This window comes from Micromonospora sp. NPDC047740 (genome assembly GCF_043204735.1).
GTDB lineage: Bacteria > Actinomycetota > Actinomycetes > Mycobacteriales > Micromonosporaceae > Micromonospora.
Map to the genome: position 1 here is coordinate 61,302 of NZ_JBIDCT010000011.1, position 13,075 is coordinate 74,376.

General features: G+C 73.3%; 15 protein-coding genes. 6 read left to right on the top strand and 9 right to left on the bottom strand.

All coding sequences use genetic code 11. The features are described 5' to 3' along the window. Window positions 1-144 precede the first annotated feature (144 nt). Window positions 145-810 (top strand): TrkA family potassium uptake protein, encoded by a 666-nt coding sequence (locus ACGF4F_RS21220; protein ID WP_357433344.1) that lies wholly within the window; start codon window positions 145-147, stop codon window positions 808-810. Window positions 811-813: 3 nt separating this feature from the next. Continuing rightward, window positions 814-1,503 carry a TrkA family potassium uptake protein gene (locus ACGF4F_RS21225; RefSeq protein ID WP_073835377.1) on the top strand — a complete coding sequence of 230 codons (690 nt, stop codon included), beginning with the start codon at window positions 814-816 and terminating at the stop codon, window positions 1,501-1,503. 50 nt (window positions 1,504-1,553) lie between these two features. Here ACGF4F_RS21225 and ACGF4F_RS21230 read toward each other — a convergent pair whose 3' ends face one another. The 4 genes from ACGF4F_RS21230 to dut form a co-directional block, all read right to left on the bottom strand. Further along, entirely contained in the window at window positions 1,554-2,237 is a 684-nt protein-coding gene (locus tag ACGF4F_RS21230; protein ID WP_073835376.1) for a DUF3159 domain-containing protein, read from the bottom strand. Next, window positions 2,234-2,614, bottom strand: coding sequence for an OB-fold nucleic acid binding domain-containing protein (locus ACGF4F_RS21235; RefSeq protein ID WP_357433347.1), 381 nt, complete (start codon window positions 2,612-2,614; stop codon window positions 2,234-2,236). The genes ACGF4F_RS21230 and ACGF4F_RS21235 overlap by 4 nt, the downstream gene beginning before the upstream one ends. Window positions 2,615-2,807: 193 nt before the next feature. Continuing rightward, complete coding sequence (locus ACGF4F_RS21240) at window positions 2,808-3,491, bottom strand: DUF3710 domain-containing protein (protein WP_393079442.1); 684 nt, start codon at window positions 3,489-3,491, stop codon at window positions 2,808-2,810. 25 nt (window positions 3,492-3,516) lie between these two features. Then, a complete protein-coding gene (gene dut, locus ACGF4F_RS21245; RefSeq protein ID WP_393079444.1) occupies window positions 3,517-4,014 on the bottom strand; it encodes a dUTP diphosphatase in 498 nt (165 codons plus the stop codon). 92 nt (window positions 4,015-4,106) lie between these two features. Between dut and ACGF4F_RS21250 the strand changes: the two genes are divergently transcribed. Further along, a complete protein-coding gene (locus ACGF4F_RS21250; RefSeq protein ID WP_357434281.1) occupies window positions 4,107-4,601 on the top strand; it encodes a DUF3093 domain-containing protein in 495 nt (164 codons plus the stop codon). A 112-nt stretch (window positions 4,602-4,713) separates the two neighbouring features. Here ACGF4F_RS21250 and ACGF4F_RS21255 read toward each other — a convergent pair whose 3' ends face one another. Together ACGF4F_RS21255 and ACGF4F_RS21260 are read right to left on the bottom strand one after the other, a co-directional pair. Continuing rightward, entirely contained in the window at window positions 4,714-5,604 is an 891-nt protein-coding gene (locus ACGF4F_RS21255) for a hypothetical protein (RefSeq protein ID WP_393079447.1), read from the bottom strand. 133 nt (window positions 5,605-5,737) lie between these two features. After that, window positions 5,738-6,034, bottom strand: a complete 297-nt coding sequence (locus tag ACGF4F_RS21260) for a DUF4193 domain-containing protein (protein ID WP_073835372.1) — start codon at window positions 6,032-6,034, stop codon at window positions 5,738-5,740. 434 nt (window positions 6,035-6,468) lie between these two features. Between ACGF4F_RS21260 and ACGF4F_RS21265 the strand changes: the two genes are divergently transcribed. Beyond that, on the top strand, window positions 6,469-6,987 hold the full coding sequence (locus tag ACGF4F_RS21265; RefSeq protein ID WP_357434283.1) for a LytR C-terminal domain-containing protein: 519 nt from the start codon (window positions 6,469-6,471) through the stop codon (window positions 6,985-6,987). On the opposite strand, the gene ACGF4F_RS21270 is transcribed toward ACGF4F_RS21265, so the two are convergent. After that, window positions 6,988-7,809, bottom strand: a complete 822-nt coding sequence (locus ACGF4F_RS21270; protein WP_393079450.1) for an inositol monophosphatase family protein — start codon at window positions 7,807-7,809, stop codon at window positions 6,988-6,990. A 285-nt stretch (window positions 7,810-8,094) separates the two neighbouring features. Between ACGF4F_RS21270 and ACGF4F_RS21275 the strand changes: the two genes are divergently transcribed. Together ACGF4F_RS21275 and ACGF4F_RS21280 are read left to right on the top strand one after the other, a co-directional pair. Further along, the gene (locus ACGF4F_RS21275) at window positions 8,095-9,705 is read left to right on the top strand and encodes an RNA polymerase sigma factor (RefSeq protein WP_357433354.1); all 1,611 of its coding nucleotides are present in this window, start codon (window positions 8,095-8,097) and stop codon (window positions 9,703-9,705) included. Between the two features lie 247 nt (window positions 9,706-9,952). Next, window positions 9,953-10,186: a hypothetical protein gene (locus ACGF4F_RS21280; protein WP_073835435.1), complete on the top strand. Its 234-nt coding sequence runs from the start codon at window positions 9,953-9,955 to the stop codon at window positions 10,184-10,186. Between the two features lie 299 nt (window positions 10,187-10,485). Here the strand turns inward: ACGF4F_RS21280 and ACGF4F_RS21285 are convergent, their stop codons facing one another. Continuing rightward, window positions 10,486-12,210, bottom strand: coding sequence for a DEAD/DEAH box helicase (locus ACGF4F_RS21285; protein WP_357433356.1), 1,725 nt, complete (start codon window positions 12,208-12,210; stop codon window positions 10,486-10,488). 180 nt (window positions 12,211-12,390) lie between these two features. Beyond that, on the bottom strand, window positions 12,391-13,041 hold the full coding sequence (locus ACGF4F_RS21290; RefSeq protein WP_357433358.1) for a trimeric intracellular cation channel family protein: 651 nt from the start codon (window positions 13,039-13,041) through the stop codon (window positions 12,391-12,393). Window positions 13,042-13,075: the final 34 nt, after the last annotated feature.

The following is a 13,075-nucleotide window of genomic DNA, read 5'->3' on the forward strand; positions in this document are numbered from 1 at the left end:
CGACCAGTCCAGGGAATGCGGTGGGGATGGCTGATCACCCTCGCGCAGGTCCGCGCGGTACGGTCGGCTCCCCGCCGGCAACGGGGACGTGGCAGGCTCGCAGTCGACGGGTCCGCCGGGCGGACCGTGGGAGGAGCGGACACCGTGCATGTCGTGATCATGGGCTGCGGCCGGGTCGGGTCGACCCTCGCCCACAGCCTGGAGTCCCGGGGGCACTCGGTGGCGGTGATCGACCAGGACGCGGACGCGTTCCGCCGCCTCGGCCCCGACTTCGCCGGCATCACCGTCACCGGCGCCGGCTTCGACGGCGAGGTGCTGCGCCAGGCCGGCATCGAGCGCGCCGACGCCTTCGCGGCGGTCTCCAGCGGCGACAACTCCAACATCATCTCGGCCCGGCTGGCCCGGGAGACGTTCGGCGTCTCCCGGGTGGCCGCCCGCATCTACGACCAGCGCCGGGCACAGGTCTACGAGCGCCTGGGCATCCCCACCGTCGCCACCGTCCGGTGGACGGCCGACCGGATGCTGCGGCACCTGGTCCCCGAGGGCAACGTCGAGATCTTCCGCGACCCGACGAGCACCGTGTCGATCATCGAGGTGCCGGTGCACAAGGACTGGATCGGCCGGTCACTGCGGGAACTGGAGGAGGCCGTCGGGGCCCGGGTCGCGTACCTGATCCGGTTCGGGATCGGCACGCTGCCCACCGCCTCCACCGTGGTGCAGGAGGGCGACCAGGTCTTCATGCTGGTGACCGACGACATCATCCCGTCGGTCACCTCGGTGGCGGCCACGCCGCCGGAAGGGGGGCACTGAGCCATGCGCATCGCCATCGCCGGCGCGGGCAACGTGGGCCGGTCCATCGCCCAGGAGCTGATCGACAACGGGCACCAGGTGATGCTGATCGAGCGGCAGCCCAAGATGCTCCGGCCGGACCGGGTGCCGGCCGCCGAGTGGGTGCTCGCCGACGCCTGCGAGCTGGCCAGCCTGGAGGAGGCCAACATCGCCGGCTGCGAGGTGGTGGTGGCCGCCACCGGTGACGACAAGGTCAACCTGGTGGTGTCGCTGCTGGCCAAGACCGAGTTCGCGGTGCCCCGCGTGGTCGCCCGGGTCAACCGGGCGGAGAACGAGTGGCTGTTCACCGAGCAGTGGGGCGTCGACGTCGCGGTGAGCAAGCCGCGGGTGATGGCCGCCCTGGTGGAGGAGGCGGTCACGGTCGGCGACCTGGTCCGGCTGATGACCTTCCGGCAGGGCGAGGCGAACCTGGTCGAGATCACCCTGCCGCCCACCGCGCCGTACGTCGGTGAGCCGATCCACGCCGTGCCGATCCCCCGCGACGCGGCGCTGGTGGCGATCCTGCGCGGCAAGCGGGTGCTGGTGCCCAGCCCGGACGACCCCATCGAGGCCGGCGACGAGCTGGTCTTCGTGTGCACGGCCGCGGTGGAGGACGAGGTCCGGGCGGTGATCCTCGGGCCGGACAGCGTCGAGCGCACCCGCGACGGCGCCTGACGGCAGCCGTTCGGTCCCGCCGGCCGGGGGTTCCGGTACGGCCGGCGGGCTCAGGCGCCCGGCAGCGGCGTCCGCGTGGTCTCCCGGGTCACCCGGCGCACCACCCAGACGGTGATCAGCAGCAGCAGCGCGTACGGCGGGTAGCCCAGGGCGAGCCGGGCCACGCCCAGCAGGGTGTCCTGGTGGGCCAGGTAGAGCCCCGCCTGCACGCCCACCTTGGCCAGCCACACCACGCCCCAGAGCACGGTCAGCTGGGTGAAGGTGCGCACCAGCCGCGGGTCGTCCCGCCACTCCGAGCGGCCCCGGGCGACCAGCACCGACCAGATCCAGCCCACCAGCGGCTGTTTGATGGCGGCCGACAGCAGCAGGGCCAGCCCGTAGCCGATCCCGTAGAGGATGCCGGGGAGGTAGAAGTCCCGCTCGTCCCCGGTCCGCCAGGCGATGGCGGCGCCGATGGCGATGCCGACCAGCCCGTTGACCGCGTGCCGGATCGGCCGACGCTGGGCCAGGCGCAGCCCGGCGATCAGCAGTGCCACCGCCACCGAGGCGATCACCGCGGGGCGCAGCTCGCCCAGCACGTTGGCGATCACGAAGACCACCACGGGGATGCTCGACTCGACCAGGCCCCGCCAGCCGCCGAGCTGGTCGGCCATCTGCTCGGCGAGACTGGGCAGGCGCTCGTCGTCCTCCGGCCCGAGTTCCGGCCCGGCGGACCGATGCTGTCCGGTCGTCACTTCGGCGACTCCAGCTCGTAGTACGGGTTGTAGATCACCTTGCGGTCGTCCCGGACGGCCAGCCGGCCGCGGGCGGTGAGGTGCCGACCCGGCTCGATGCCGGCGATGTGCCGCCGGCCCAACCAGACCAGGGTGACCACGTCGCTGCCGTCGTAGAGGTCGGCCTCCAGCGTCGGCAGGTTGGTCCGGGGCGTGTAGACCACCGTGCGGAGCCGCCCGTTGATCGACACCACCTGGCCCCGCAGGCACTGCTGGGCCGGCATGCCGCCGGACTCCGCGCTCTCCCGGCGCAGCTCCTGCGCCTCGATCTCGGCCTCGCTCGCGGTGAGCCGATGCAGCAGCCGTCGCAGCGACACCCGGCTCTCGTCGGTCGTCATGACCTCCGCGTCACCCTCTCCACGCTGGCCGGCCGCGCCGGCACTGGCTCGGCCCCGGGATGCGGAACCGTCCCGCCAGCGTACGCCGATCCGGCCGGTCCGCGGAGCCGGCGTCCGCCCCGGACGGCGCCGGACACGCGACGGGCCCGGCGCCGTCGACGGGAGCCGACCGGCCGGGCCCGGGCGATACGGCTCAGGCCTCGCGCTGCCCCGGCGCGGCCTGCTGCGTGGCCGCCTGCTGCTCGGCCGCCTGCTGCTCGGCCACCTCGCGGGGCAGCCGCAGCGGCAGCGGCTCGCGGACCGGCTTGGCCTCCTGACCCCGGTCCACCACCAGGCCGTCGAGACAGGCCGCCAGCGGGCCGGCGACGGCCGGGTTGTTGGCCGCCTCGCCCTGATAGACGCCGCGGACCATCCAGCGCGGGCCGTCGATGCCGACGAAGCGCAGGTCGGTCAGCCCGTCCGGGGTGCGGACCCGGGCCTTCAGCTCGGTGCCGTACTCCCCCTGCACCTCCTGGGCGGCCGCGCCGTCGTTGTACAGCGACTGCCGGATCTCCTCGCGCACCTCGTCCCAGATGCCCTCGGACCGCGGCGCCGCGAAGACGCCCAGCTGCAGCGCGTTGTCGCCGTGCACCAGCACGACCTGCTGGATCACGCCCTGCGGGTCGGCCTGCACCCGCACCTCGACGTCCGGCACCGCCGGGATCTGGAGGCTGCCCAGGTCCAGCCGGGGCGCGTCGGGCGCCTCGGAGACGTCGTACGGGCCCCGGGACGCCGCCGACGCGGTCGACTCCTCGGTCGCCGGGGAGTCGAGGACCTCGTCGGCCCGCTCGTCACGCGCGTGCCGCGCCTCGCCGGCCCGCTTTCGGGAGAAGATCACTGCGCCCGCCCTCCGCTGCTCACACTCACCCTGCCACCTCTTCCGTCTGCCCGCTCGCCGGGGCCGGGACCAGCCCGGCGTGCCCGCCGGTCGACCCGTGCCCGCCGGTCCCGCGCCGGGACGCGGGCAGCTCCGCCACCGGCTGGAACTCGGCCCGCGCGACCCGCTGGACGACGAGCTGCGCGATCCGGTCACCCCGGCTGATCTTCGCCGGGGTCTCCCGATCATGGTTGATCAGGTTGACCAGGATCTCACCCCGGTAGCCGGCGTCGACCGTACCGGGCGCGTTGAGCACGGTCACGCCGAGCCTGGCCGCCAGCCCCGATCGGGGGTGCACTAGCCCGACGTACCCCTCCGGCAGCGCGACGGCCACGCCGGTCGGCACCAGGGCGCGCCCGCCGGGCGGCAGCTCCACGTCCGCGGCGGCCACCAGGTCCGCGCCGGCGTCGCCGGGATGGGCGTACGCCGGCAGCGGCAGCTCCGGATCGAGCTGCCGTACGGGCACGGGTACGACGTCTGTCACGGTCTTCCTCTTCCGTCCGGTCCTTGCGGGGGTGACCCTGCCATCCTGCCGGTTGGCCGGCCGGTCGTGCGCCGTACCCTCGGACTGTGAGCCTGTCGTCGTCCTCGTCCGCCGCGACCCCGCCGGTGGCCGCCACCCGCGAGTACGCGGAGCGGCTCGGGCTGCCGTGGTGGGCCTGGCCCGCCGGCCTCGCCGTCGCCGGGCTGCTCGCCACCGAGCTCTGGATGGGTGCCACGGGCGTCCGGTCCTGGCTGCCGTTCGCGCTGCTGATCCCGGCGGTCCTGGTCGCTCTCTGGTGGCTGGGCCGGATCCGGGTCGCGATCCGCGACGGCGAGCTGCGGGTGGACGACGCCCGCCTCCCGGTGCGGTACGTCGCCGACGTGATCCCGCTGGACGCCGCCGGCCGGCGCGAGGTGCTCGGCGTCGGGTCGGACCCGCTGGCCTTCGTGGTGCAGCGCCCGTGGATCGGCGGCGCGGTGCAGGTGGTGCTGGACGACCCGGCCGACCCGACCCCGTTCTGGGTGGTCAGCACCCGGCACCCGGTCGAGCTGGCCACGGCGATCCTCGCCGCCCGCGACGCCGCCTGACCCACCGCCCCTGCTGCGGGCAGATTCCCGGAACAAGTGGCTGTGCCCCGCCGGAGAGCCCCGCTTTCCGCGCCTGAGGTGCCGGACCGGGCGGCACGCGGGCGCGGCGCGCTCAGGGCAGGGCGGGGCGGGAGCCGGGGAGTTCCCGGCTCTTTCGGCGGAGGTCCTTGCGGAGCTGCTCGGCGAGGGACCGGGTGGCCCGGCGGTTGAGGTAGCCGGCCACGGCGGCACCGGTCAGGAACGGACCGAGCGTGGTCAGGTTGCGGCCGAAGCGGCGCAGCAGCCTGTCCCGCAGCTCCCGGCGGGCGGCGGTGCCCAGTACCGCGCCCACCCCGACCCCGGGCAGCATCGGATTGATCCCCCGCTGGCTGGACCAGGACTGGATCAGGGCCACGGCCCGCTGGGTGCCGCCGGTGGGCAGCGGCACCCGGTGGATCTCGTGCAGCTCGCCGACCAGCTTCAGCTCGATCGCGACCACGGCCACCGTCTCGGCGGCCAGCAGCACCGGGGCGGTGAGCAGGGTCGGGGTGACCGTCCACTCGACCGCGGCGACCCCGCCGCCGGCCGCGCCGACCCCGGCGGTGGCCCGGGCGGCGTTGCGGATCAGCCGCTCGGCCAGCTCGTCGTCGGTCAGACCGGGGAAGTGCCGCCGGAGCGTGGCCAGGTCGCGGACCGGCACGTGCGGGGCGACCTCGGCGACCGTGTCCGTGATCCAGCGGATCGCAGCCTTGGGCTTGAACAGGTCGGCGAGGCCACGGGCACGGGCCTGGCCGACCAGTCGGGTGAGCAGCTGCCGGCGCCGGGCCGGGGCGATGTCGTCCGCGGTCAGCGCGGCGACGGTCGCGCCGAGCTGCTCCGCGTCACCGCCCCCGGCCGCCGGCGCGGAGGGCTCGGCCGCTCCCCCGACGGCCGGCGCGGACGGCTCGGCGGGCCGGTCGGTCGGTCCCTGGGCGCCCGTCCCGGCGGCGTCCGGTGCCCCGGCCCGCCCGCTGTGCTCGCTCACCCGTCCGCCCTCCCGTCTCTGGGCGGCGTGACAGCCGCCGGTTACGAGTCAAGCAGCTTCCCGCCACCGCCGCACGGCGGCTCGGACCGCGGCGGCCCCATCGAGGAGGCCGCCGCCGGTGGACACGTCGTGATCAGGCGCACTCGCGGCAGATCAGCTCGCCGTTGCGCTCGACCGCCAACTGGCTGCGGTGGTGGACCAGGAAGCACCGGGCGCAACGGAACTCGTCCTGCTGCATCGGCAGCACCTTGACCGTGAGCTCCTCGTCGGCCAGGTCGGCGCCGGGCAGCTCGAAGCTCTCCGCCACCTCGGCCTCATCGACGTCCACGGCGCCCGACTGTGAGTCGACCCGCCGGGCCTTGAGCTCTTCGAGGCTGTCCTCGCCGAGGTCGACCTCGTCGCGACGCGGGGCGTCGTAGTCGGTGGCCATCGGTTTCACTCTCCCATATCGATATGGTCACTTCCGGGTGTAACGCCGGAGGACGCTGTTTCGGTTCCACTGGCCGGCCACCACTTTGTGTCGGTCACCCGACCCGACGACCGGTGGGCCGAGTCCGCCAGAGAAGAACACCCCAGCGAGCGCGGAACCTTACCCCCCCATTGGGCGAGGCATGTATACCGCCCTCGTGGCAGAGATGTACGCCCCTGCGCCCGAAGTTGTTCCCAATGTGACTCAGGCGACACGAAGATAGGGGTAGTACTACCCGTTCCCTCGGTGGCGCGCCGGCATGTCGGGCTGTTTCCACGCCACGGCCGGACAACCGTTAACCTCAGCGGCGTACTTGACGGCCGGCGGGGCGGACCGACCGCCGACGGCCACCACCCAATCTCTGTACCGGGGAGCGCCAGATGAGCTTTGCACGAGTGCGCGCACTCGTTGTCGTCGGTCTGCTGGCGGTCGTCGCCCTGGTCTTCGTCATCGTCGCGATGGTCCGCGACACCCAGGGCAAGGCGGGCACCGCCGCGGGCTGCCCGAAGGGCTGGCCACTGGCGGACGTCACGCTGCGCGAGCCGAAGGACGTCAAGATCAACGTCTACAACGGAACCGACGAGGTCGGCCGGGCCGGCAGCGTCGCGGACGACTTCCGCAACCGCAAGTTCCAGGTCAAGAAGGTCGGCAACGCCCCCAAGGCCGTGGACGAAGTCGCCGTGCTGCGGTTCGGCCCGAAGGGAGTCGGCTCCGCGCACCTGCTGCGGGCCTACTTCCTCGACAACGCCGAGCAGCAGTACGACGCGAAGCGCACGGACGACACGGTCGACGTGATCCTCGGCAACGCCTTCCAGCAGCTCGCCACGACCACCGAGGTCAACCAGTCCCTCGGCGACCTCGGCTCCCCGGAGGCCCCGACCGGCACCTGCCCGACGTCGGAGAAGGACAAGTAGTCAGGGGCCGCCGGAGGCGTCCAGGGCGGCGAGCCGGGTGTGCAGCGGCTCGAAGAGCGCCGGCGGCGCGGCGATCACCAGGTCCGGTCCGGGCGGCCGCCCGGACAGACCGGTCACCCGCAGTCCCGCCTCGCGCGCCACCAGGCCGCCCGCCGCCAGGTCCCAGGCGGCCAGCCCCTTCTCGTAGTAGGCGTCGACCCGCCCCTCGGCGGCCAGGCAGAGGTCCAGTGCCGCGGCGCCCATCCGGCGGATGTCCCGGACGTGCGGGATCAGCTCGGCGACCACCCGGGCCTGGTGCGCCCGGCGGCCGGCGTCGTAGCCGAACCCGGTGGCCACCAGCGCCTGCCCCAGGTCGGTCTCCGCGGAGCAGCGCAGCCGCTCCCCGTCCCGCCAGGCGCCGCCGCCCGCGGTGGCCGTCCACTCCTCCCCGGTGGCGACGTTGCGCACCACCCCGGCCACCACCTCGCCGGCCACCTCGGCGGCCAGCGACACCGCGCAGTACGGCAGCCCGTACAGGTAGTTGACCGTGCCGTCGATCGGGTCGACGATCCAGCGCACCCCGCCGTCGGCGGCTGGCCCGGTCTCCCCCGCGCCGTACTCCTCGCCGAGTACCGCGTCGCCGGGGCGGTGCGTACCCAGGGCGGCCAGCACCTGGCGCTCGACGGCCCGGTCGGCGGCGGTGACCACGTCGGTGACCGTGCTCTTGGTCGCGGCGACCGACACCCCCTCGGCCCGCATCCGGTGCGCGGTGGCGGCGGCGTCCCGGGCCACCGTGATCGCGATCTCCAGCAGTTCCGGCGGAGTGGGCGCCGAGCCGATCATGTTCGTCCCCTTCCCGCACGACCAGGACCGGCCCGGTCGAGCGCGGGTATCATCCTTACAAAGTCCACATCTGCGCCGAATCGGCGGTCCATACCGCCGATACGCCGTGCGGCGCGGGATGATCGCCGCAGACGGCGTTACAATTCACCCTGCCCACGCGCCACGGACCGCCAGCGACCGGCCGGCCCGGGACACGGGGGTCCCTCAACGACTCGCCCGGCACGGCGTTCCGTGCTGCGCCGGACGACCCGGCCGTGCTCGCTCTTCGCCTCCGGAAGGTCATTCGTGACAGAACCCCGCCAGACCGGCGCCGACGTTCGCTCGCTCACCGACACCCTGATCGCCCACGCGCAGAGCGCCGGCGGCCAGCTCACGTCGGCCCAGCTCGCGCGCACCGTCGAGTCCGCTGAGGTGACCCCGGCCCAGGCCAAGAAGATCCTGCGTGCGCTCTCCGAGGCGGGAGTGACGGTGGTCGTGGACGGCTCTGCCAGCACCCGCCGCCGGGTGGCCGCCGCCCGGTCCGCCACGCCGGCTTCCCGGGCCACCACCGCCAAGACCACCAAGAAGGCCGCCGCGCCCGCCCCGAAGCAGGCACCGGCCGCCGAGGAGGTCCCGACGCCCGCCCCGCGGAAGGCGACCGCGCGCAAGGCCGCCGGCACCACCGCGGAGGTGGCCGCCAACGCCGCCGCCCCGGCGAAGGCCACCAAGGCGACCCGGGCCACCAAGGCAACCGTGGCGGCGAAGACCGCTGCCGCAAAGCCGGCGAAGGCCGGGTCGAAGGGCGAGGGCCCTGAGGGCGACATCGACCCGGAGGAGTTGGCCGCCGAGATCGAGGACGTGGTGGTCGACGAGCCGGCCGAGCTGACCCAGGCCGCCGAGGCCGACGCGGCCAACTCCGCCAACGACAACGACTTCGAGTGGGACGACGAGGAGTCCGAGGCGCTCAAGCAGGCGCGTCGCGACGCCGAGCTGACCGCCTCCGCCGACTCCGTGCGGGCCTACCTGAAGCAGATCGGCAAGGTGCCCCTGCTCAACGCGGAGCAGGAGGTCGAGCTCGCCAAGCGGATCGAGGCCGGCCTCTACGCCGCCGAGCGGCTGCGCGCCGCCGAGGAGGGCGAGGAGAAGCTCACCCGGGACATGCAGCGCGACCTGCTCTGGATCTCGCGGGACGGCGAGCGGGCCAAGAACCACCTGCTGGAGGCGAACCTCCGACTGGTCGTCTCGCTGGCCAAGCGCTACACGGGTCGCGGGATGGCCTTCCTCGACCTGATCCAGGAGGGCAACCTCGGCCTGATCCGCGCGGTCGAGAAGTTCGACTACACCAAGGGCTACAAGTTCTCCACCTACGCCACCTGGTGGATCCGCCAGGCCATCACCCGCGCCATGGCCGACCAGGCCCGCACCATCCGCATCCCGGTGCACATGGTCGAGGTGATCAACAAGCTCGGTCGGATCCAGCGCGAGCTGCTCCAGGACCTGGGCCGCGAGCCCACCCCGGAGGAGCTGGCCAAGGAGATGGACATCACACCGGAGAAGGTGCTGGAGATCCAGCAGTACGCCCGGGAGCCCATCTCGCTGGACCAGACCATCGGCGACGAGGGTGACAGCCAGCTCGGTGACTTCATCGAGGACTCGGAGGCCGTGGTCGCGGTCGACGCGGTCTCGTTCTCGCTGCTGCAGGACCAGCTCCAGCAGGTCCTGCAGACGCTGTCCGAGCGTGAGGCCGGCGTGGTACGCCTCCGCTTCGGCCTCACCGACGGCCAGCCGCGCACCCTGGACGAGATCGGCCAGGTGTACGGCGTGACCCGGGAGCGGATCCGGCAGATCGAATCCAAGACCATGTCCAAGTTGCGGCATCCCTCGCGTTCGCAGGTGCTCCGCGACTACCTGGACTGACCGCACGCGTCAACCAGTCGTGTCGGTTTGATCACCAGCCGTAGAACACTCATTGGTGATCGGTCGGTTGCCTGTTTGTGATCGTTGACGTGGCACCCTTGAAGCACGGCACACTGTCTTCCGCGCCAGGTGTGACCTCGGTCCCCCGCGGGCACACAGGGAAGGCAGGGCCCGAGCTAGGTGTTGCACGATAGGTGAGCAAGGACCGAAGAGAGTGTTCATCGGTGACGACCAGAGGAGGAAGGCGATGACCCCGACCCTCACGCCGCCGCCCGAGACGGTGAGCCCCCCGGCCGCCGATGAACGGTGCGACCGCTGCAATGCTGCCGGCAAGCTCCGGATCACTCTGGCGGGTGGGAGCGAGCTGGTGTTCTGTGGGCACCACGCGAACAAGTACGCGGAGGATCTCGTGAAGATCACCGTGCGGTACGCGACGGACCCGGAGTTCAGCTGGCGTGGCGCCGATCTGATGGCGAACTGAGTCCGAGGAATCCGCAACTCGACATAAGCCGGCCGGAGGCACCGAAAGGTGCCTCCGGCCGGCTTTTTCGGCCCGATGTCCGCACCTGGACCCGATGTCCCGGCTGTCGCGCTACCCACACGGCGGGCTGCGTGACTCGTGCCTCGGGGTACGGGCTAAAGGCTCGCCCTGGTCGCGCCGGTCCTGGCTGGCCTGTCTTCGGTCCGCCGGGCGTGTGCTCAAGGCGCGCTTTCGCCGAGAGTGGGCCCTCGCGGCGCCCTGATGGGCCACTTTCCCCGAAAGTGTCGCCTCGGTGGTTGTTAGAGGGTTTGGACGGTGGCGATGCGCTCTTCGAGCTGCTCGATGGTGGCCTGGGCGCTCGGCGGGCCGCCGCAGATCCGGCGCAGCTCGGCGTGGATCTTGCCGTGCGGCTGCCCGGTCCGGTGGTGCTGGGCGGCCACCAGCGCGTTCAACTGCCGCCGGAGCGCGACCCGGCGCTGGGCGGCGCTCATCGACGGCGCGGGCGCCTCGGCGGCCGGCTCAGCGGTCCGCTGGGCGGCCTTGCGCCGCTGCGCGGCCAACTGCTCGGCCTGCCGCTTGCTCAGCAGCATCGCGACCTGATCCGCGGAGAGCAGCCCGGGGAGGCCGAGATATTCCTCCTCCTCGGGGGTGCCGGCCTGGGCGGCGGTGCCGAACGACGCGCCGTCGAAGATCACCTGGTCCAGCTCGGCGGTCGCGGAGAGCGCCGCGAACCGCTTCTCCAGCTCGCCGCTGGCCTGGTCGTCCCGCTGGGCGCGCTCCAGCAGGTCGTCGTCGAAGCCGTCGGGGTCCTTCGCCTTGCCGAGCACGTGGTCCCGCTCGGCCTCCATCTCGCTGGCCAGCCCCAGCAGGTGCGGCACGCTGGGCAGGAAGACCGAGGCGGTCTCGCCGGGCCGCCGGGCCCGGACGAACCGGCCGATGGCCTGCGCGAAGTAGAGCGGGGTGCTGGCGCTGGTCGCGTACACGCCCACGGCCAGCCGGGGGATGTCGACCCCCTCGGAGACCATCCGGACCGCGACCAGCCAGCGCTGCTCGGACGCCGCGAATGTCGCGATCCGCGCGGACGCCCCCTGGTCGTCGGAGAGCACCACGGCGGCCCGCTCGCCGGTCACCTGCTCGATCAGCTTCGCGTACGAGCGGGCGGTCTGCTGGTCGCTGGCGATCACCAACCCGCCCGCGTCGGGCATGCCGGCGTTGCGCAGCACGGTCAGCCGGGCATCGGCGGCCCGCAGCACCTGCGGCATCCAGTCGCCGGCCGGGTCCAGCGCGGTACGCCAGGCCTGCGCGACGAGGTCCTGGGTCATCGGCTCGCCCAGCCGGGCGGCCAGCTCCTCACCGGCGTTGGTGCGCCACCGGGTCTCCCCGGAGTAGGCCAGGAACAGCACCGGCCGGACCACGCCGTCGCGCAGCGCGTCGGAGTAGCCGTAGACGGAGTCGGCGCGGGATCGGAGCAGGCCGTCCCCGCCCCGCTCGTAGGCGACGAACGGGATCGGGTTGTCGTCGGAGCGGAACGGCGTGCCGGTGAGCATCAGCCGGCGTACGGCGGGCTCGAAGGCCGCCTTGACGCCGTCGCCCCAGGTCCGGGAGTCGCCGGCGTGATGGATCTCGTCCAGGATGATCAGCGTGCGCCGGGTCATGGTGCGCCGCCGGTGCACCTGCGGTGCCATGCCGACCTGGGCGTACGTGACGACGGCGCCGTGGAAGTCGGCGGCGGAGTGCAGGTCGGCGTTGCGGAAGGCGGCGTCGAGCTGGATGCCGACCCGGGCGGCGGCCTGCGCCCACTGGGTCTTCAGGTGCTCGGTCGGGGCGACCACGGTGACGGCCTCGACGGTGCCGTCGTTCAGCAGCTCGGCGGCGATCCGCAGGGCGAAGGTGGTCTTGCCGGCACCGGGCGTGGCGACCGCGGTGAAGTCCTCGGTGCGCCGGCGCAGGTACTCCACCATCGCCTTGCGTTGCCAGGCACGCAGGGGCGGGAACGTCTCGAGCGCCGGCAACCGCGGTGCCACGCGTAGCTCCTCTCCGACCGCACGACGGCGGGCCCCGGCCGAGGGCCACGGGTTCCGCCGCCCATGAAAACGCCTCCGCGCAGAACGAGCCGCGAAGGCCGACTCAGCATAACCAGCGGGGCCCTTTCTCCCCACTCGACGCCACGCTGGTCACATCCGCCCACCCCGCGCGGTGGCGGCTCAGCCCTGCGGGCCGCGGGTGCCGGTGCGGGGCGGGCGCAGTGCGGCGACCGGGGCGGACCAGCGCCGCCGCAGCGAGACCAGCCGTAGCACGAAGACGAAGGCGGCCGCGACGATCAGCCCGGCCGTGTGCGCCTGTCCGTACGCCGACAGCAGCGCCACCACGATCGACCCGGCCAGCGCGGCGAGGGCGTAGATCTCCCGGCGCAGCACCACCGGGATCTCGCCGGTGAGCAGGTCGCGCCCCAGACCGCCGCCGATCGCGGTGAGCATGCCGATCATGCAGGCGCCGACCGCCGGGACGTGCGCGTCGAGGGCCTTGAGCGTGCCGGTGACGGTGAACAGCCCGAGACCGGCCGCGTCGAGCACCAGCACGGTGGTGCGCAGCCGGGCGAGCTGCGGGTGCAGCCAGAAGACGGCGGCGGCGGTGGCCGTCGCGGTGACCGCGTACCGCCAGTCGGCGAAGGCCAGGGGCGGGACCTCATTGATGACCAGGTCCCGGAAGATCCCGCCGCCGAGGGCGGCGACGACGCCGACGAAGGCCACCCCGAAGAGGTCGAGTCGTTTTGCCACGGCCGCCGAGGCCCCGGAGGCGGCGAAGACCGCAACCCCGGTGAGGTCGGCGACGAGCAGGGCGGTGGAGGTGGTCACCGGCGAAGGTTACGTGGGCGGGCGGCGGAGCCGC

Bases quoted from the DNA above. Each gene is read 5' to 3' on its own strand.
- ACGF4F_RS21225 (WP_073835377.1), top strand. From the start codon at position 814: ATGCGCATCGCCATCGCCGGCGCGGGCAACGTGGGCCGGTCCATCGCC.
- ACGF4F_RS21235 (WP_357433347.1), bottom strand. From the start codon at position 2,614: ATGACGACCGACGAGAGCCGGGTGTCGCTGCGACGGCTGCTGCATCGG.
- ACGF4F_RS21260 (WP_073835372.1), bottom strand. From the start codon at position 6,034: ATGGCCACCGACTACGACGCCCCGCGTCGCGACGAGGTCGACCTCGGC.
- ACGF4F_RS21270 (WP_393079450.1), bottom strand. From the start codon at position 7,809: ATGATCGGCTCGGCGCCCACTCCGCCGGAACTGCTGGAGATCGCGATC.
- ACGF4F_RS21280 (WP_073835435.1), top strand. From the start codon at position 9,953: ATGACCCCGACCCTCACGCCGCCGCCCGAGACGGTGAGCCCCCCGGCC.